We start from the raw sequence: 19,401 nt of genomic DNA on the forward strand, positions 1-19,401 counted from the left end.
GGTGATGGCGATGGACGCGGCGATGCCGCGCGCCGACAGGGAGCTCGGTCCGCGCGCCTCCGCCGAAGCGTACGTACGTCGGGTGAGCTTCCGGTTCGGTCCACCGCGGCTGATCGGCGCGGAACTCGAATGGCTGACTGCGCGTGCGGACGGAACGGCGTCACGGCCGGAACTCACGTCGATCGTCGAGGCGCTCGGGCCTCACGCCCCGAAAACCATCGCTCCGTCGTCGTCGGCCCGTCCGCTGCCGTCGGGGAGCGCGGTGAGTCTGGAACCGGGCGGGCAGGTGGAGTTGGCCAGTGTGCCGTGCACGTCGGCCAGGCAAACGGTCGATCGTCTCGTCGCCGACGCGAAGATGTTGCGATCGTTGCTCGCCCGCCGCGCGGTGTCGATGCTCGACAGCGCGACCGATGAGATTCGGCCGCCCCATCGTCTTCTCCGCACACCGCGGTACTCCGCAATGGAATTGCGTTTCGACCGGATCGGTCCCCTCGGGCGGCTGATGATGAACAGCACGGCCGCGGTACAGGTCAGCGTCGATGCGGGAGCCGACGACGCCGAACTCGCCCGACGCTGGGAGTTGCTCCACGCGATCGGTCCGGCGTTGATCGCCGCGTTCGGGCGTTCGGCCACGCTGCAGGGCGCTCCGGAAGGCGAGTGGGTCTCGCAGCGGATGCGCACGTGGTTGTCGCTCGACCCGGACCGCACCGCGACCGTGGCCGACCCGCAGAAGTACCCGGCCTGGGCGCTCGACGCCCCCTTGCTGTGTGTCCGGTCGGCAGGCCCGGAATGGCATGCACCACCCGGGGCGTCGTTCGCCGATTGGCTCAGTGGCGGTCTCGACGGCGAGATCGGTCGTCGGCCGACATTCGCCGACCTCGACTATCACCTGACCACGCTGTTTCCGCCGGTGCGCCCGTGTGGACATCTCGAGGTCCGGTACCTGGATGCTCAGCCCGACAACCTGTGGCAGGTGCCGATCGCGACGATCGAAGCTCTGATGAGGAGTCCGGAGGTCATGACCGAGGCATCGGCGATCGCCGAGCCGGTTCGGCAGCTTTGGGTGGAGGCCGCGCAGCAAGGGCTCGCTGCTGTCGAATTACGTGCTGCAGCAGTGGGATTGCTGTCTCTGGCTGCGGAGTCGTCACCCGACATGAGGTTCACCACTGCGCTCGACGCGGCCGCGGCACGTTGCATGCGCGGGCAGTCGCCGGGGGTGGCCGACCGGTGAGGATGCTGCGCGACCGTCTCGAACGCGACCTCGAACGCGCTCGCGCACGGACATGTTCGCTCACGGATATCGACGATGACGAACTGGTGCAGCAACATTCGACCTTGATGAGTCCCCTCGTGTGGGACCTCGCGCATATCGCGAATCAGGAGGAGCGCTGGCTGCTGCGTGAAGTCGCGGGCCGAGAGCCGGTGCGTCAGGGGATCGACGAACTCTACGATGCATTCCTGCACCCCCGGGCCAGCCGGACCACGCTGCCGTTGCTCGGCCCAGGCGAGGCGCGCCGCTACGCAGCCCAGGTGCGTGACCTGGCGCAGAAAGTACTGCAAAGCAACAACTTCGATGAAGAACTCACTCGCGACGGTTTCGTCTTCTCGATGATCGCGCAACACGAACAACAACACGACGAGACGATGCTCGTGACCCACCAGTTGCGCGCCGGACCCCCCTTGCTCGATGCCCCGGAGGCGCCCCGCGAGGCGGCGTCTCCGGTGTGCGAGCGGGTGGTGATCCCCGCGGGGGAGTTCGAGATGGGCACCTCGGCCGACCGGTCGGCGCTCGACAACGAGAAGCCGGCGCACCGGGTTCATGTGCCCGCCTTTGCGCTCGACACCCTGCCGGTGACCAACCGGTTGTTCACTCGATTCATCGAGGACGGCGGCTACCGGCGCCGAGACCTGTGGAGCGACGAGGGGTGGGCGCACCGCTGCGACGCGGGGCTCGAAGCGCCGCAATTCTGGCACCGCGAATCCGACGGGCGTTGGTGGCGCTGCAGTTTCGGGCGAGAAGCACCCGTGCACCCGGACGAACCCGTCGTGCATGTGTGTTTCTACGAGGCGGATGCCTTCGCGCGCTGGGCCGGAGCGCGTCTTCCCACAGAGGCGGAATGGGAGAAGGCCGCGCGGTGGGATCCCGAGACCGGCCGCAGCCGGCGGTATCCGTGGGGAGACGACGATCCCGGCCCGGCGCACGCGAATCTCGGCCAGCGACATCTCGGTCCCGCGGTGGTGGGTGCGTACCCGGCGGGTGTGTCGCCGCTCGGTGTGCATCAGCTGATCGGTGATGTGTGGGAGTGGACGTCGTCGGGCTTCGAACCGTACCCGGGCTTTAGTGCGTTTCCGTACCGGGAGTACTCGGAGGTGTTCTTCGGCGGAGACTTCCGCGTTCTCCGCGGTGGTTCCTTCGGCACCGATCACGTTGCGTGCCGCGGAACCTTCCGGAACTGGGATCACCCGGTCCGCCGCCAGATCTTCGCCGGGTTCCGCCTTGCGCACGATGTGGAGAAGGCTCCGGATGTGTAGACACCTGGGGTACCTCGGCCCGGTCGAATCGGTTGCCTCACTGCTCACCGACGGCCCCAATTCGCTCATGCGGCAATCGTGGGCGCCGACCGACATGCGTGGTGGCGGCACCATCAACGCCGACGGGTTCGGCGTCGCCTGGTGGTCGGACGTCGGTGTTCTCGGCCGCTACCGCTCGTCCCTGCCGGTGTGGTCCGATCCGTTCGTCACCGAAGGGCTGCCCACCATCCGGTCCGGGGCCGTGATGATCGCGCTCCGATCCGCAACGGAGGGGATGCCGGTCGAACGAAGCGCCAGTGCGCCGTTCTCGGACGGACACTGGGCCTTCAGTCTCAACGGTGTGGTGCGCGGCTGGCCCGGATCGCTGGTGGACCTCGCGAAGAACCTCCCGGTGTCGGAGCTGCTCGAACTGGACGCACCCACCGATTCTGCTGCGCTGTGGGCGATGTTGCGGTCGCGGCTCCGATCGGCAGAACCGGAGCCCGCGCTGATCTCCCTCGTCCACGACGTCCTGGCGCGGGCACCGGAATCCCGCTTGAACATGCTGCTGTGCGACGGAAACGGTATGTGGGCGACCGCGTGGTATCACTCGTTGTGGACCCTCGTGGACGAGAACGTCGCGATCGTGAGCTCCGAACGTTTCGACGACGACCCGCGTTGGCAGGAAGTCGCCGACAAGCATCTCGTCCATGCAATACCCGGCAAGCTCGTCGTCACTCCCCTGGAGGTGTCCGCTACGTGACCATCGACGTGTTCATCACGCCCGAACAATTGGACGAGACACTGCGCGGTGATGCGCGCAGTGGTCTCACCTCGACCCCCAAGCGCCTGTCGCCGACATGGCTGTACGACGAGCGGGGAAGCGAGTTGTTCGATCAGATCACGTCGCTGCCCGAGTACTACCCCACCCGTACCGAATTCGCGCTGCTGCAGCGCCACGCGGCGGACATCGCGGAGGCAGCGAGACCCGAGATGCTGGTGGAGCTCGGATCGGGATCGTCGGAGAAGACGAGAGTGCTGCTCGACGCACTGAAACCGTACATCCATACGTATGTACCGCAGGACGTGTCCGAGCCGGCATTGAGCGCGGCGGTACGGCGCCTGTCCGTCGACTATCCGGACCTCACGGTGCGCGGCGTCGTCAGCGATTTCACCGGTTCTCTCGAACATCTACCCGTCGGCGGGCACCGCATGGTCGCATTCCTCGGCGGTACGATCGGCAACTTCGCACCCACCGAACGCATCGAGTTCCTGACCCACCTCGGGACGATCCTGGAAACCGATGAATGGCTGCTGCTCGGTGCCGGACTCGTCGTCGACCCCGACATCCTCATTCCGGCCTACGACGATGCCGCCGGTGTGACGGCCGAGTTCGACCGCAACGTGCTGCGGGTGGTCAACCGGCGGCTCGACGCCGATTTCGATCCCGACAAGTTCGTGCACCGCGCCGTGTGGGACGCAGAGAACGAGTGGATCGAAATGAGACTCGAAGCGACCGAGGCGATGACGGTGAAGGTCCGCGATCTCGATCTCGATCTGACCTTCGCCGCGGGTGAGCAGATGTGTACAGAGATTTCGGCAAAATTCCGGCTCGACGGAATCGGCAGAGAACTCGACGACGCAGGATTCACCGTCCGGCACGAATGGGTGGATCCTGACGGGAGATTCGTGCTGTTCGCCGCGTCGCGTCGATGACTTTCCAGGTCTTCTTCCTCTCTAGAGCCCCTGCGCAACCACGGCCCGGGTGACCCGATCGTCGATGGACGACACCGGAGTTTCGCGTCCCACCCACCCTTCGCCACCGAAGTACGTCTCGATGATCTTCTCGGCAGTGCGGGTCGCGAGGGCCTGTGTCGTCAGAGTTGGATTGGGGCCGCCGAGGCTGTTGGGGAGCGCCGAATTGTCGGCGATGTAGAGCTGCTTGACCCAGCGTGCCTGCGCGGAGGAGTCGAGGATCGAATCCTTCTCGTTGCGGCCCATTCTCATGCTCGACTGTGCGTGCAGGATCAGCGGCGGCCAGTCGCAGCGATGCACAGATTTCGCACCCGCCGCGCGCATCAGCTCGACAGCCTTGCGGGTGCAGTACTCCCGGTTGCGTCGGGTGCGTTCGGACCTCTTACGGTGCTGCATCGTCACCCGAGGAACGACACCGTGCTCGTCGGCGGGCAGCAGGCCGGGTACGCTCACACGGTTGCCGGATTCGACGTCGTCGTCGGTGATCACCAGTGCGCCGAGCACACGGTCGGCATCGGAGAGCGTGGTCAGCAGATCGCGGCCGACCAGCCGGCCGAGGCTGTCGGCACCCGCGTTGTCGACCACGCCGCCCGCGCGACCATAGCCGTGGATACCGGAGTCGCTGTAGCCCAGCGAGTACGCCAGCAGTGCCGGCGGCATACCCACCTGCTCGATTGCGCCGTATCCCGGAAGGTCCACGCGCGCATTGGAACCGGCGCCGCGCGTCTCGCCCGTGTACTCGTCGAAGACGCCGAACACCGCGTCCATGTAGTGGTCGGTCAACCCGCGACCCACCCATTCGTCCGGGTCGGGAAGCTCCGAGTTGAGCCACAGACGCGGCGACTCGATGGCGCCCGCGGCGAGCACCACGACCTTCGCTTCCGCCTCGTGTTCCTCGCCGTCGGCCGTCCGGAACCGCACGCCGTGCGCGACCGTCTCGCCGCCTTTCTCGTGGACGAGGATCTTGGTGACACCGGCACCGGTCATGAGGGTCGCGGACCTGCCGTGCGGTGACCAAGCATCGGCGGTGAGCATCATCGGCACGTACGAGTTGTCGGTGGAGCGGCGGGCCTTCAGATTCCGCGGCGCACCCAACGGCAGGTAACAGCCCTGGTAGCAGTGGCCGCACATAGTGCATCCGCTGGCGTGAGGGTGACGGAGCAGCGCGGGGTCGCGGGTGCGCCCGGCCGTGCCGCCGGGCTGCAGGATCGCGTTCTGCTGCGCGCGATGCGCAGGCCCGGCGGTGTCGGGCGAGATCTGGTGGGGGAGACCCATTGCCGCGGCACCCCGCAGGAACACCTGTTCTTTCGTCCCCATCGGTGCTGTCTGCACGGGCAGCGTCGCCTCGACCCATTCGTAGTAGCGGCGTAGTTCCTCGTAGCCGAAGGGGAACAGGTGCTCGTTGTCGTACATGTCGCGGTCGGCGCCGTCGTATCCTTCGAACACACCGGGGTACGCCCGGGGCGAATTACCGAAATAGTGGAGTGTCGCGCCGCCCACACCGGAGACCTGCCATACGAACGAGTTCTGCGGAAGATCGCGCAGCCACGGACCCTCGGATCGGTCGCCCGGCCCTTCGCGGAGGAACCCGGTGATCGGGTTGTTCGCGTCGTTCTCGAAGTGGGTCCACTGATTCTCGGGGTCCTCGAAGCGTGGCCCGGATTCGAGTACCAGTACGTCGAGTCCACGTGCGGCGAGTTCCTTCGCGACGACCGGCCCGCCACCGCCTGCGCCGATCACGATCACATCGGTCAACGTCATTCCTCCACTCGTTCGACGCCACCGTAGTAACCCTGGAACTCGTCCCACCCGTCGCTGACGCCCTGGTATGCGGTCAGCTCCCAGCCCACCGGGCGGCCGGTGAGCTCGCGGCGTGCTCCGTCGAACGTCGAGACCTCCGAGTAGGCGACGAACGCGGCGAGTGTCGGAATGGCATTGACCGCGTATTCGATGGGGCGGCCGGGGAACTGCGGCTCGGTGTCGAGGAGTTCGAACACGCGCGCTTTGGCGGCGTACGAGAGGTTCGCGAACGGTGATGCGAACGGTCCCGCAACGGCATTCGGGGCGGCGGTGACCGCGAAAAGGTTCACCAGTGCCGCGATCGCCGCGGAGCCGGTGACGTCGATTCCGAGCACGTCGATCAGGGGGATCGGCACGGCCAGATCGAAGGTGCGCTCCAGGGTCTCGGCGGCGCCCTGTGTGACGCCCCCGGGCGCCTCGGTCGACACGCCCTGGTGTTGCGAGTACGGATCGTTTCCGGGGACGACGAACGCGAGGATCCCGTTGATCGTGTCGCGGACGGAGGGGTTCGGCGACGTCGGCCGCGCTGCGGCCTCACCGGTGAACGACCAGGCCACGCTGGTCAGTGCCACGCTGGTCGCGGCGACACCTCCCAAGAATCGTCGTCGACTCCACTGTGTATGCGTCTCCACGCCGCTCCCTCCCGTCCCGGCGAAGCCTACGGCAGTCTCGAAGTCCTGCTCGACGGGTGCGCAGCCGCGTTGTCGTCGACCGACCTGCGGCTCAGCCGTCACGAGCAGCCACCCACGTCGCGATGCGCGTCCGGGACGTGACGCCGAGTTTGGCGAGGATCCGTTCGACGTGGCCGTCGACCGTGCGGCGCGAGATGACGAGTTTGTCGGCGACGGCACGGTTGCTCATTCCGTCGGCCACGAGGCGGGCGATCTCGAACTCGCGTTTGGTCAGTGGCGAGGTGTCCCGGACGGAGCGATTCGGTGGGACGGTGTGCTCACCGAGCGCGAACAGGACGGCCTGATCGATCGTCATGTCGGCCGGGGGAGCCGAAAGCCTGTCGAATGCGTTGTGGCCGAGTTTCGTACGGGCCGCTTCGCGGGCGGCACGCGAATCGTCGGCGGTGTGTGGGCCGAACGCGGCCACAGTAGTGCCCAGCCGCGTCCACACGACTGCGGTGACTCCGAACAGGCGCGCCGACCGTTCGGCATCGGCATCGGCGACCGCAGCCCACGCGAGGACTTCGATGGACAGCGCGGTGCAGATCTTGTCCTTGTAGTGCTGCTGTATCCGTAAGGCCAGTTGCGCGGCAGACACAGCTTTCGCGGTGTCGCCGCGGTGTACGTGCACGAGCGCGGACACCCACAACGCGTACGCGCGGTTCCACCTCTCCCCGTATCGATTCGCCAGTTCGAGGACGCGGTTGCACGTCTCCAATGCCTCGTCGTAGAGACCTTCGTAGCATTCGGCCATCGCGAGCTGGAACTCGGCCATGAGCGTCGACGCGGGATCGTCGTTGTCGCGGTGCACCCTGATCGCTGAGCGGTAGAGCGCGATCGAATGCGCGGTGTCACCACTGAACAGCTCGTGCAGACCCAGCCAGTGATCGGCATGCGCATGCAGCGCACCATCGTCGAGCGCGACGGCGAGAGAAGTGCATTCGTCCAGATGCCGACGTGCGGCGTCGCGGTCGCCCTGGATCAATGCAATCCACGCGGCCACCCACAGTGCGTCTCCGCGTTCACGCACCGGATCGGTCAGATGGTCCAGCACCTGCTCGACCCGGCGCCGACCGTACGACAGATTGCCGCCTGCGATCCAGTGGTAACGCAATGCCACGATGAACTCGGCTGCGATCGCCACCTCTCCGGGCGTGCGCAGCGACCAATCGAGGGCGGCCATGAGGTTCGCGTGGTCGCGCCGCAGTTGCGCAAGAAGCTCGGATTGGTCCGGACCGCACCAGTATCGGGCAGACCGCGACGCGAGTGCTGCGAAGTGATCCCGGTGTCTGCGACCGACGGCCTCGGTGTCGGCCACAGCGTCGAGCAGTTCGCTTCCGTACTCGCGCACCGTCATGAGCTGGTTGTAGCGGACCGACCCGGGCGACCGCTCCACGACGACGAGGGACTTGGCAACGAGCCGGTCCAGCAGATCCACGACGTCCTCGACCGGGATATCGCCGAACCCGCACACCGACTCCACGGCATCGAGATCGAAACCGCCTGCGAAGACCGATAATCGCGCCCACAGCGAACGTTCGGGGGCGGAGCACAATTCGTAGCTCCAGTCGACCAGCGCCCGGAGTGTCTGCTGGCGGGGGAGTGCGTTCCGATCACCACCTGTGAGCAGGGCGAAGCGGCGGTCGAGTCGTTCGACGAGCTGAGCCGGGGAGAGCGAGCGCAGTTTCGCGGCGGCGAGCTCGAGGGCCAGCGGAATACCGTCGAGTCTGCGACAGAGCTGAACCACTGCAACGACATTGGTTTCGGTGAGCTCGAAAGCGTCGATGACGTTCTGTGCACGTTCGACGAGCAGCGAGACGGCCTCGTAGTGAGCGGCCTCCGCGGCGCGGTAATGGTCCGAGGGCTCCGGGAGAGCGAGAGGAGGCAGGTCGTAGATCTTCTCGCCGGCGACGCGCAACGGCTCACGGGTCGTCGTGACGATCCGGCATTCGGGAGCCGCCGCGAGGAGGAGCGAAACCAGTTCGACGGCAGGTGTCAGCAGGTGTTCGCAATTGTCGATGACGATCAGCAGGTGCCGGTCGCGGACGCGGTCGGTGATCTTGCCGACCACCGGCTTGCTCGACTGGTCGGTGACCCCGAGTGCCGCGGCGGCCGCGGACGGCACCGCATCCGGTTCGCGGACCGGGGCCAGATCGATCCATGCCGACCCGTCGCGGAACACCCGCGCGGTGCGGTCGACGAGTTCCTCGGCCACCCGGGTCTTACCCACACCTCCGGGACCGACCAGCGATACCAGCCGCGACTGCTCCAGGCACACGCGAGCCGCGTCGAGTTCGTGCCTGCGCCCGACGAAGCTGGTCATGGATCTGCGATGCAGTGTGTTCGAAGGCAGTGTGTTCGAAGGCAGGGCGGGCTCCTGTGTTTTCCGGTTGCCGCCCGAACTTACTCCACCGGGTGTGTCGTGCAACACAGGTAGTGAAGGGGGTGATTCACCCCGTGCCGGGGGTGTGTGACGTGCGTCATGGTTGCTATCGGCCCGAGCGGCCCACCTGGTCGCCGGCCTCGCGACCTGCATCACCGCACTTCACAAGGAGCGAAGCTATGTCCACATTCCGTCCCGCGACTCCCGATATCGACGTCCTCGTAGTGGGGGCCGGCTTCACCGGGCTGTATGCACTACACAAGTTCCGCGACCGGCTGGGTCTGTCGACTCGGGTCTTCGATGCCGCGGGTGACGTGGGAGGTACCTGGTATTGGAATCGTTATCCGGGTGCCCGAGTCGACATCGAGTCGGTGCACTACTCGTATTCCTTCTCCGACGAGCTCCAGCAGGAGTGGACCTGGAGTGAGAAGTTCGCCGCGCAACCCGAAATTCTGCGATATCTCGAACACGTGGCCGACCGTTTCGAACTCCGGAAGGACATCACGTTCGACACGCGTATCGAGTCGGTGGTGTGGGACGACGAAGCCCGCCTCTGGACCGTGACCACCGACACCGGTGAGGTCGTGACCAGTAGGTACATCATTTCAGGCGCCGGAAACCTGTCGGTGCCGAAGACCCCCGAGTTCCCGGGCATCGACACGTTCGCAGGCGAGGTCTACATGACGGGCAACTGGCCGCACGGCGGAGTCGATTTTGCAGGCAAGCGGGTCGGTGTCATCGGAACCGGGTCGAGCGGAATCCAGGCGATCAGTGAGATCGCGAAGCAGGCCGGTCACCTCACGGTCTTCCAGCGCACCCCGAACTATGCGACGCCGATCGGCAACGCACCCGCGAACGAAGCAGAAACCGCGCATGCGAAGGCGAACTACAGACAATTGCGAGATGCAGCGCGCAATCACTTTCTCGGTGTGCCGTACCACCAAGTTCAGGATTCCGCACTCGCGGTGTCTGCGGAGGAGCGGCGCAAGGTATTCGACGAGAGGTGGGACGCCGGTGGATTCCGTCTTTTCATCGACAGCTTCCGCGACATCCTGTTCGACAAGGAGGCCAACGACACCGTATCCGAGTACATCCGCGAGCGTATCCACGAGCGGGTGAACGACCCCGAGGTCGCAAAGCTCCTCGCACCGAGCACCTACCCGTACGCCACGAAGCGGCCCCCGCTCGAGACGGACTACTACGAGGCCTACAACCGCGACAACGTCACCCTCGTCGATGTGAAGAACGCGCCGATCGACGCGATCACCCCAGCGGGTGTGCGCACCGGCGGCGTCGAACACGAACTCGATGTCCTCGTCCTCGCCACCGGATTCGACGCGATGACCGGTCCGCTCCTTGCGATGGGGATCGTCGGGCGCGACGGACACCGCCTCGAGGACAAGTTCGAGAACGGCCCCCGCACCTACCTGGGCCTGATGATGCACGACTTCCCGAACCTCTTCCTGATCACCGGCCCGCAGTCGCCGTCCGTGCTCTACAACATGCCGTTGGCCATCGAGGACCATGTGGATTTCGCGGCCGAAGCCATCGCAGACCTGCGTGCCGACGGTCTCGACACCATCGAACCGCTCGCAGACGCCGAGACACTGTGGGTCGAGCACTGCGCCGAGCTCGCGAACGCGACGCTGATGCCGGGTACGGACTCCTGGTACATGGGCGCGAACATCCACGGCAAGCCGCGGGCGTGCCTCGTGTACCTCGGTGGCGCCCCGACCTACCGGGCCAAGTGCGCGGAGGTGGTCGAGCGCGGGTACGAGGGCTTTGCCCTCACCGGTGCGGATACCCACCAAGTGTCGATGGCCTCCTGAGCTCACCCTTGTCCACCACCGACAACGAAGGATTCCCCATGGCTCTGGACGAACACGTATCTCAGCTCATCGATTCCCTGAATTCGCAGGGGGTGCCCTCGTTCGAACAACTCTCCGTCGACCAGGCGCGCGCAGTCGTCGACACATTCACCGGGCTTCAGGCGCCCGCGCAGGAAGTCTCGCGAATCGAGAACCTCACCTACCCGGGAGGAAACGGGGACCTTCCGCTGCGGCTATATGTTCCCGAACATGTTCACGAACGGCCAGGACCGCGGCCCGTCGTGCTCTACCTGCACGGTGGGGGCTTCATCGGAGGCAGCATCGACGTCGCCGACGAGCCCTGCCGGGCGATGGCGAATGGGACGGGAGCCATCGTGGTGTCCGCCGGGTACCGACTGGCGCCCGAACACAAGTTCCCCGCCGCGCCCGACGACGCCATGGCCGCGCTGAGATGGGTTGCCGCTCACATCGCGGACTTCGGCGGCGATCCGGACTGCATCGTGATCGCAGGCGACAGCGCGGGCGGCAACCTCGCAGCCGTGACCGCGCTGCGCACCCGGGACGAAGGTGGGCCGCGATTGCGCGGGCAGGTGCTGATCTATCCGGTGATCGACCCGAACGCGGATTTCCCGTCGGCCCGCGAATATGCGGAGGGCTACATCATCACGAAGCCGGCTCTGGACTGGTTCTGGTCTCACTATCTGCCCGGACCCGGCGACGCGGGCAACCCGTACGCCGTGCCGTCCCGCGCCGACGATCTGAGCGGGCTGCCACCCGCACTCGTGCTCACCAACGAGTACGAGGTCGGCCGCGACGAAGCAGAGGACTACGCGGCGAAGCTGAAGGCAGCCGGGGTCGACACCGCGGTGCGTCGATTCGGCGGGCTCGTTCACGGTGTGTTCTGGATGTCGGGAGCGGTGCCTCGGAGCAGTGAAGTCCTCGCCGCAGTGTGCGACTATCTGGGATCCATCACGGAGCCCAGCGGGGTGTGATGACCCGAGCACCATGAAGCGCGCCTCGCTCAGCACGCGCTACGCCGCGCGCTGAGCGAGGCCGATCTGCGGACAATGGCGTAGGTTGGTGCCCGTCGACCTTGACGATCGGTTGACGAATACTTGGGAAGTCGGTGGTCCCTGTGTGGGGAGAGGCGCGTTCGACGGCAGCTGCTGTCCTCGCGTGCATCCTCGTGCCCTCGGTCCTGACCGGATGCGCAACGGTCATGGCGGGAACCCCGGTCGAGACACCACCGGCCCCCGTCGACTACCTCGCCCCCAACACCCACAGTCGCTCGATCGGCCCGTCCGACAAAATGCTCCTCGAGGTCGCGGAAAGACTACGACGACTCGATCCGTGCGGGCTGCTCCCGGAACCGGTGGTTGCCCGGTACGGCGAAATACGTCAGTTCGGACCGCAACGAGCGCTCGACACGTGCACCGCCGTCGCACATCCATCCGGGGGAGCGAAATACGATGAGCTGGACGTCACCATCGACCTCTCGCCTGTGCCGTCCACCGACGGCCAGCGCGACCGGTCTTTCGGCGACACCGAGGTGTATCGGACCACGAGCGTCCACGAGAACTCCCTCGACTGCACGCTGACATTCGCGCTCGACATCCCCGTCACCGTGACAGCCGATGCGGTACCACCCTCACGGTTCGCGACGATCGCGGTCACGCAGTACCGCTCCGCGGAGTCGAGCGGGGAAAGCGTTCCGGTATGTGCGGTCGCGGCAGATGTTCTGTCGGAGACGCTGGCACTCGTGCCCTCGCTGCCCGGGCGGCCGACCAGCGGTCCGGGCCGAATCCGGCTGGCAGCGGCAGACCCGTGCGAGATAGTCGGCAGCTTCGCACCCGAAGAACTGGTCGGATGGCAGATCGACAGCGACCCGTATCGGTGTGTCCTCACTCCCCACCAGGACGGCGTCGCGCCGGAGTCATGGAGCATCTACTACGGACTCGAACCCGAGTTCGCGCCGCCGGATCGCGACGACGTCAGAGAAGTGACGTTCGAAGGCCTCACCTTGCAGGTCCGCGAGACAGGGGATTCCTGCCGGATCTCGGCGCCCATCGAATCGGTGATCGACACCAATCGACCCGGCGCCGAGCGCTACAACAGGTCGCGCGGCCGTAACGTCCCGGCGGTGATCCTGATGAGCGACACCCCGAACTGCGACGACCTGGTCCCGCTGACAGTCGACATTGCCGACGGTGCGCTCACCTGACGGCTCGCCGTCGTGCGCTCACCTGACGGCTCGCCGTCGTGCGCTCACCTGACGGCTCGCCGTCGCGATCTCGGGCACGTGATCGAAGCACCCGAGACCCGAAACGGCGGAGTGTCTACTTCGCGGCGCTGAGCCGAGCCTTCTCCAATGCGGCGAGAGTGCGCAGCACCGTCGCCTTCTGCTTCTCCAGATCGCTGCGACGAGCACGGGCCGCGAGACCGGACTGTTCGGCGACCAACGCGAGCTGTGCATCGATCGTGGAGAGCTGATCGAGCAACACGAGTGCGCGGCTCTGGATCTCGTCCAGGTCGACGCTCTTGGTCGCTGCGGCGGCAGCGGGGGTGCGGCGCGGGGCCGACGACGCCGAACCCGACGAACCCGATGCGGAACTCGACTTCGTCGCGGCGGGCTTGTCGGCGACGATGGCTGCGGCGCGCGGACGCAGCGCCTTACGGACGAGCGCGGGGTCGGGCTGCTCGGCCAGCCGAATGTCGTTGAGCGCGCGGCGTGCATCGCGTGCGGCGACCCGGTGCTCGTACTCCTCCTCGTCGTCCGACTGCAGGGTTCCGCCGATGGGGCGCAGACCGTACGTGCCCATGAACCGCCGGGCCTCGTCGATCACGGATTCGTGGCGGAGGCAAGTGGCGCAACGGGGTTCGTTTCGGAACTCTTCGACCGAGTCGGTGTCGCCGCACCACACGCATGCGCCGGGCGACCACCTTCGCGCAATCCGATTTGTCGGGGTTTCCATGGGGGCCTCGAGAGTCTGCGCGTCGATCACGAGGAGCCACCTTAGGTCAAACCCCCGGGGCTCCGTCGGCCGGGGTCCGATCCGACCTGCACTGTTTCGCGGCGGCGTGACGAAGATCATCCGTGTACGTGCGGCGACGGCCGGAGGACGTGAGGATGACGACAAAGCATTGCGCCGCACGGTATTTGCATACCGACCGGTTTGCTCGGTGGTCAGGTCGCAGTTGCAGCGGTGAGCCACTGCACGAGTGGGCGGAAAGAACGCCACGCGCCGCGAACCTCGTCGAGAGTGCGGGCGCTGTCGAGCCACGGGGGCGACACATCGGTGCGGCCGGCGTGCAGCGCCCTGTGCCGAAGCAGTTCGATGCGCGGATGATCCGCGGAGAAGCCGCGGGGCCGGGTCTTCAGCCGGTCACCACCGATCTCGTAACCGGTGCGCGTCAGACGGCGCACGAGAGTCTCGAGTTCGGTACCGCGGCGCTCGTCGTCGATCGCGGAGCGGAAGGTCGCGAGCTGAACAGAACTGCCGTGATAGAACCCTCCGGCGATCCGCAATCCCGCAGCATTGATCTCGACGTAGAACCCGACCCCCGGCCCCGTCGCGACGTAGCCGCCCTGGTGGGTTTTGTACGGGGTCTTTTCTTTGCTGAACCGGACATCCCGGTACGGACGGAACACCTTGCCCGGGCCGAACTCGTCTTCGAGTTCGCCGAGCAGCGCAAGCATCGGGCCGCGCACGCAGTCGTCGTAGACGGCCTTGTGCGCGGCCCAGAATGCCTTGCTGTTGTCGGCCTCGAGATCTTCGTAGAAGTCCAGCGCCGAGACGGGAAATCCTGAGAACATCCCGCCAGTGTGCCGTGCGGTGACGCCGGGTGTCAGGCGACGCCGTTGAAGAGCGACGTGACGGAGCCGTTCTCGAACACCTCGCGGATCGTCTGCGCAAGCAGCGGCGCGATCGAGAGCACCGTGAGCGAATCGAACTGCTTCTCCGGCGGGATCGGCAGCGTGTTGGTGACGATGACCTCCTGAGCGCCGCACGCGGCGAGGCGCTCGGCGGCCGGGTCGGAGAGCACGCCGTGTGTTGCGGCGATGATGACGTCGCCCGCACCGGCCTCACGCAGGATCTTGACGGCGCCCGCGATGGTGCCGCCGGTGTCGATCATGTCGTCGATGAGGATGCAGGTGCGTCCTTCGACCTCACCGACCACGCGGTTCGACTTCACCTGGTTCGGCACCAGCGGGTCGCGGGTCTTGTGGATGAAGGCCAGGGGAGCGCCACCGAGGGTGTCGGCCCACTTCTCGGCGACACGCACGCGCCCGGAGTCGGGGGAGACCACGGCGATGTTGTCGACGCCGTACTTGCCACGGATGTACTCGGCGAGCTGGCCCTGCGCGTGCATGTGGTCGACCGGGCCGTCGAAGAAGCCCTGGATCTGGTCGGTGTGCAGGTCGACCGTGATGATGCGGTCGGCGCCTGCGGTCTTGAGCAGGTCGGCGATGAGACGGGCAGAGATGGGCTCGCGACCGCGGTGCTTCTTGTCCTGGCGCGCGTACGGGTAGAACGGCAGGATCGCGGTGATGCGCTTGGCCGAACCACGCTTGAGCGCGTCGATCATGATGAGCTGCTCCATGACCCACTCGTTGAGCGGGAACGGGTGGCTCTGCAGTACGAATGCGTCGGAGCCGCGGACGGACTCCTCGAAACGGACGAAGGTCTCGCCGTTCGCGAAGTCGCGGGCGGTCTGCGGGGTCAGGGGGACACCGAGTTCCTTAGCGACCTGCTCTGCCAGCTCGGGGTGTGCCCGGCCGGAGAAGAGCATCAGGTTCTTCTGGTTGTCGATCCAATTGGTCACTGGTCCTGGCCGTCCTTCTGACGCTCGTTTTCGTGCTCTGCTTGCTGTGCTTGCGATGCTGCCTCGGCAGCCGCGGTCCCAGCGCGGTTTCGCTGGACCCACCCCTCAATATTGCGCTGTGGCGCACCCGACACCGCGAGTGCCCCCGGCGGAACGTCGCGACGCAGCACCGTCCCGGCACCCGTGTAGGCCCCGTCACCGACGTTCAACGGCGCTACGAACATCGTGTCGGACCCGGTGCGGACGTGTGATCCCACCACGGTGCGGTACTTCTCCACCCCGTCGTAGTTCACGAACACGCTCGACGCGCCGATGTTGGAATGTTCGCCGATCTCGGCGTCGCCGACGTAGGTGAGGTGGGGGACCTTCGAGTGGGCACCGATCTGCGCGTTCTTGGTCTCGACGAATCCGCCGAGCTTACCGTGCGCGCCCAGTTCGGTGCCGGGGCGCAGGTAGGTGAACGGGCCGACGGTTGCGTGCGCACCGATGACCGCTTCGGAGCCGTGGGTGCGGATCACGGATGCCCCCGAACCCACCTGCACATCGGTGAGTGTGGTGTCGGGGCCGATCCGGGCGTCCTCCGCGATCACGGTGCGTCCGCAGAGCTGGACGCCGGGATGCAGGGTCACGTCGGGGGCGAGAACGACCTCGACATCCACCCACGTCGTCGACGGGTCGAGGACGGTCACTCCGTCGCGCATCCAGCGCTCGAGGATGCGCCGGTTGAGTTCTGATGTCAGTGCGGCGAGCTGGACGCGGTCGTTGACACCGGCTACACGCAGCGCATCGTCGGTGTGTACCGCGCGGACGATGTCGCCGTGGCGGCGCGCGATGCCGATCACGTCGGTCAGGTAGAGCTCACCTTGTGCGTTGTCGGTGCCCAGCTCGCCGAGCGCGGTCCGTAGCCGGGCGGCATCGAATGCGTACACCCCGGAGTTGACCTCGGTGATGGCGCGCTCGGCAGCGGTGGCGTCCTTCTCCTCGACGATCGAGGCGACGTCGCCGTCGGTGGTGCGGATGATGCGTCCGTAGCCGGTGGGTTCGGTCACCGTCGTGGTCAGGACGGTGACTGCGGCGGGCTCGGGATCGGCGTGTACCTGGAGCAGCTCACCGATGGTGTCGGCGTCGAGCAGTGGCACGTCGGCCGCGGTGACGACGACGGTCCCGGTGAAGTCCTTGGGGAGTTGCGTCAGACCGCATCGGACGGCGTGCCCGGTTCCGTTCTGGGCGTCCTGGACCGCGAGGGTGATGGTGCGGCCGAGTTCGTTCGCGATGTCGGAGACGGCAGCCTCGACGCGTTCCCGTTCGTGCCCGACCACCACGACGAGGTGGCTCGGGTCGGCCGCGGAGGCGGCATGCAGAGAATGTGAGAGCATCGAGCGGCCGCCGAGTGCGTGCAGGACCTTCGGCGTCTTGGATCGCATTCGCGTTCCCGCTCCGGCGGCCAGGACGATCATCGCGGTCTGCACTTGCATGTAGCTCCCTCGGCGCGGCGTGCGTGCACACGCCCCGACGACGTGCGCACTGGAGCTCGTGGCTCCGGCAAATGTCCCCGCTCCGCCGCCAGGACTCGAACCTGAACTATCTGAACCAAAATCAGAGGTGCTGCCGATTACACCACGGCGGACTGCGACACCCTCGGAGCCCGAGCTCCGAAGTATGCGTCCCCGATCTTCGCATGCGACCGCACGGACGTCGAATGTGGGGGCCCGCTCCGCGGGTATCGCTAGGGTGACACGGAGCAACCGAACGACGGTCCCGGTGTGGTGCCGTGGGGAGAAGGAGTCAGGTGTCGCGATCATCGCAACCCCCGGTCGAACGGAATCCGCGCACCCGCATGACCGGTACCCAGCGGCGGGAGCAACTCATCGAGATCGGCCGTGCCCTGTTCGCCGAGCGGGGATACGAGGGTGCGTCCATCGAGGAGATCGCGCAGCGGGCGCAAGTGTCCAAGCCTGTCGTGTACGAGCATTTCGGAGGTAAGGAAGGCCTCTACGCGGTGGTCGTGGATCGGGAGATGACGATCCTGATGTCGATGGTCACCGAATCCCTGACGCGCAACCGGTCGCGCGTCCGCGTCGAGCGGGCCGCACTCGCCCTGCTCACCTACATCGAGGAACGCACCGAGGGCTTCCGCATTCTGGTGCGTGACTCGCCGATGGCGGCCGAGGAAGGCACCTACTCGAGTTTGCTCAACGAGGCCATGCGTCAGGTCGGCCAGTTGCTCACCGGGGACTTCTCGCGGCGGGGACTGAATCCCGAACTCGCGCCGTTGTACGCGCAGGCGCTGGTGGGCATGGTTGCAACGACCGCCACGTGGTGGCTCGACGAGCGGACTCCTTCGAAGGAAGTGGTGGCCGCGCATCTGGTCAACCTGTGCTGGAACGGATTGACCCGGCTCGAGGCCGATCCGACGCTCGGAACCGACTGAACCACTGGACGAATGTCCATTGGAGTGAGCCGGTTTTGCGCCCTATGTGGCATGTATGCGGTCTGTCCTGGGGTGTTACGGTATGCAAGACGTCGTCTATGAGGGGCGACATCGAGGTGCATGTGAGGCATACTTGCTGATTTCGTACCTGCCGTCGGCTTCGCTGGCTCAGCCGACACGGTCATCGAGCGAGGAGGCGGTGGAATGGGGCGCCAGGTTCGGGCGGAAGTAACGCGCGAAGCGGTACTCGGTGGCGCAGCGGAAGTCTTCGTGCGGCTCGGGTACGCCAATGCGAGCCTCAACGAGATCATCGATGAAGCAGGCGTCACCAAGGGCGCGTTGTACTTCCACTTCGGTTCCAAGGAGGAGCTCGCCCGCGGTGTGATCGATGCAGGCTGCGAACGATTCGCCGCCGCTGCGCGCAGCAAGATGGAACAGCGTGCGCCCGCACTCGAAACCGCCATCGAAGTGTCCGTCCTCAACGCCAGCCTGTCCGAATCCGACCGGATCGTGCGGGCGATGTTCCGGCTGATCGTGGAGATCGGTGACTACCACGGCAACGAGGTAGCCCCGTTCGGCTCATGGTTCACGTCCATGCTCGAGCTCATGCAGCGCGCCCACGACGAAGGCGACCTGGAGCCCTCGATCGACGTCGATGCTCTGGCGTATCTGCTCCTGCAGTCCCTTATCGGTGCGCGCACCGTGGCCGCCGCACTCAGCAGGAACGAGCAACTGACCGAGCAGATCGAATCGATGTGGTCGATCATGCTGCCCGCGCTCGTCCCCGCAGACAAACTCGGCTATTTCCTCCAGTTCGTGTCGCGGCGGTTGCGCGTCTCGTAGGGTCGCGCTGTGAACTTCGGACCCTTCGACGCGAAGCAGGCCCCGAGCGCACTCGCGCGCGCCATCGACGACCTCGGCCCCGACGCCGCGATCACCTTCTCGGCGGTGCCCGCACTGTTGACCGTCGGGCAAGCAGCGGAGGTCCTCGGCAGTTCACGGCATCATGTCGCACGACTGATCGACTCCGGTGCCTTACCCGCAGAGTTCCACGGCCTGCACCGCAGGGTGTCGCGTGCCGATGTGCTGGCCCTCGCCGAGCGGCAGAGCCGGATCCGCACCCAGGTGCTCGACAGCCTCGCCGAACTGTCTCGGCGAGAAGGCCTGTACGACGAGTTCTGACGATCTACGAAAAAG

Annotated in this window: 17 protein-coding genes and 1 tRNA gene; 10 read left to right on the plus strand and 8 right to left on the minus strand. The window is 66.3% G+C overall.

Features of this window, described 5'->3' with window-relative positions; genetic code table 11:
• The first annotated feature begins 4 nt into the window (after positions 1 to 4).
• Genes egtA through egtD form a run of 4 tightly spaced genes read left to right on the plus strand, consistent with a single transcriptional unit; the run spans position 5 to position 4,227 of the window.
• On the plus strand, positions 5 to 1,231 hold the full coding sequence (egtA, locus tag ACSYG9_RS16505) for an ergothioneine biosynthesis glutamate--cysteine ligase EgtA (RefSeq protein ID WP_454842974.1): 1,227 nt from the start codon (positions 5 to 7) through the stop codon (positions 1,229 to 1,231).
• A gap of 2 nt (positions 1,232 to 1,233) precedes the next feature.
• The gene (egtB, locus tag ACSYG9_RS16510) at positions 1,234 to 2,532 is read left to right on the plus strand and encodes an ergothioneine biosynthesis protein EgtB (RefSeq protein WP_454842975.1); all 1,299 of its coding nucleotides are present in this window, start codon (positions 1,234 to 1,236) and stop codon (positions 2,530 to 2,532) included.
• Positions 2,525 to 3,274: an ergothioneine biosynthesis protein EgtC gene (gene egtC / locus ACSYG9_RS16515; protein ID WP_440123578.1), complete on the plus strand. Its 750-nt coding sequence runs from the start codon at positions 2,525 to 2,527 to the stop codon at positions 3,272 to 3,274. Before egtB ends, egtC begins: the two co-directional genes overlap by 8 nt.
• Positions 3,271 to 4,227, plus strand: a complete 957-nt coding sequence (egtD, locus tag ACSYG9_RS16520) for an L-histidine N(alpha)-methyltransferase (protein ID WP_454839198.1) — start codon at positions 3,271 to 3,273, stop codon at positions 4,225 to 4,227. The genes egtC and egtD overlap by 4 nt, the downstream gene beginning before the upstream one ends.
• A gap of 21 nt (positions 4,228 to 4,248) precedes the next feature.
• On the opposite strand, the gene ACSYG9_RS16525 is transcribed toward egtD, so the two are convergent.
• From ACSYG9_RS16525 to ACSYG9_RS16535, 3 genes are all read right to left on the minus strand, one after another.
• Positions 4,249 to 6,021, minus strand: a complete 1,773-nt coding sequence (locus tag ACSYG9_RS16525; RefSeq protein WP_454842976.1) for a GMC family oxidoreductase N-terminal domain-containing protein — start codon at positions 6,019 to 6,021, stop codon at positions 4,249 to 4,251.
• A gap of 2 nt (positions 6,022 to 6,023) precedes the next feature.
• Positions 6,024 to 6,638 carry a hypothetical protein gene (locus ACSYG9_RS16530; RefSeq protein ID WP_454839200.1) on the minus strand — a complete coding sequence of 205 codons (615 nt, stop codon included), beginning with the start codon at positions 6,636 to 6,638 and terminating at the stop codon, positions 6,024 to 6,026.
• Positions 6,639 to 6,789: 151 nt separating this feature from the next.
• A complete protein-coding gene (locus ACSYG9_RS16535; protein WP_440123581.1) occupies positions 6,790 to 9,060 on the minus strand; it encodes a LuxR C-terminal-related transcriptional regulator in 2,271 nt (756 codons plus the stop codon).
• Between the two features lie 239 nt (positions 9,061 to 9,299).
• On the opposite strand from ACSYG9_RS16535, the gene ACSYG9_RS16540 reads away from it, so the two are divergent.
• The 3 genes from ACSYG9_RS16540 to ACSYG9_RS16550 all read left to right on the plus strand — a co-directional run bounded on the left by ACSYG9_RS16540 (position 9,300) and on the right by ACSYG9_RS16550 (position 13,170).
• Entirely contained in the window at positions 9,300 to 10,949 is a 1,650-nt protein-coding gene (locus tag ACSYG9_RS16540) for an NAD(P)-binding domain-containing protein (protein ID WP_440123582.1), read from the plus strand.
• A gap of 38 nt (positions 10,950 to 10,987) precedes the next feature.
• Positions 10,988 to 11,941, plus strand: a complete 954-nt coding sequence (locus tag ACSYG9_RS16545) for an alpha/beta hydrolase (RefSeq protein WP_454839201.1) — start codon at positions 10,988 to 10,990, stop codon at positions 11,939 to 11,941.
• A 227-nt stretch (positions 11,942 to 12,168) separates the two neighbouring features.
• Positions 12,169 to 13,170: a hypothetical protein gene (locus ACSYG9_RS16550; RefSeq protein ID WP_454839203.1), complete on the plus strand. Its 1,002-nt coding sequence runs from the start codon at positions 12,169 to 12,171 to the stop codon at positions 13,168 to 13,170.
• Between the two features lie 115 nt (positions 13,171 to 13,285).
• Here the strand turns inward: ACSYG9_RS16550 and ACSYG9_RS16555 are convergent, their stop codons facing one another.
• The 5 genes from ACSYG9_RS16555 to ACSYG9_RS16575 all read right to left on the minus strand — a co-directional run bounded on the left by ACSYG9_RS16555 (position 13,286) and on the right by ACSYG9_RS16575 (position 17,400).
• The gene (locus ACSYG9_RS16555) at positions 13,286 to 13,951 is read right to left on the minus strand and encodes a hypothetical protein (protein ID WP_440123585.1); all 666 of its coding nucleotides are present in this window, start codon (positions 13,949 to 13,951) and stop codon (positions 13,286 to 13,288) included.
• Positions 13,952 to 14,133: 182 nt separating this feature from the next.
• The gene (locus ACSYG9_RS16560; protein WP_440123586.1) at positions 14,134 to 14,763 is read right to left on the minus strand and encodes a DUF2461 domain-containing protein; all 630 of its coding nucleotides are present in this window, start codon (positions 14,761 to 14,763) and stop codon (positions 14,134 to 14,136) included.
• Positions 14,764 to 14,795: 32 nt separating this feature from the next.
• Entirely contained in the window at positions 14,796 to 15,740 is a 945-nt protein-coding gene (locus ACSYG9_RS16565; protein WP_206039866.1) for a ribose-phosphate diphosphokinase, read from the minus strand.
• Between the two features lie 29 nt (positions 15,741 to 15,769).
• The gene (gene glmU / locus ACSYG9_RS16570; protein WP_440123587.1) at positions 15,770 to 17,248 is read right to left on the minus strand and encodes a bifunctional UDP-N-acetylglucosamine diphosphorylase/glucosamine-1-phosphate N-acetyltransferase GlmU; all 1,479 of its coding nucleotides are present in this window, start codon (positions 17,246 to 17,248) and stop codon (positions 15,770 to 15,772) included.
• Positions 17,249 to 17,328: 80 nt separating this feature from the next.
• A tRNA-Gln gene (locus ACSYG9_RS16575) sits at positions 17,329 to 17,400 on the minus strand.
• 210 nt (positions 17,401 to 17,610) lie between these two features.
• Between ACSYG9_RS16575 and ACSYG9_RS16580 the strand changes: the two genes are divergently transcribed.
• From ACSYG9_RS16580 to ACSYG9_RS16590, 3 genes are all read left to right on the plus strand, one after another.
• On the plus strand, positions 17,611 to 18,204 hold the full coding sequence (locus ACSYG9_RS16580; RefSeq protein ID WP_054715858.1) for a TetR/AcrR family transcriptional regulator: 594 nt from the start codon (positions 17,611 to 17,613) through the stop codon (positions 18,202 to 18,204).
• Between the two features lie 204 nt (positions 18,205 to 18,408).
• Entirely contained in the window at positions 18,409 to 19,047 is a 639-nt protein-coding gene (locus ACSYG9_RS16585; protein WP_454839204.1) for a ScbR family autoregulator-binding transcription factor, read from the plus strand.
• Between the two features lie 9 nt (positions 19,048 to 19,056).
• Entirely contained in the window at positions 19,057 to 19,386 is a 330-nt protein-coding gene (locus ACSYG9_RS16590) for a helix-turn-helix domain-containing protein (protein WP_440123589.1), read from the plus strand.
• The last annotated feature ends 15 nt before the right edge of the window (positions 19,387 to 19,401 follow it).

The sequence above is a fragment of the Rhodococcus sp. SJ-2 genome, from assembly GCF_053750035.1.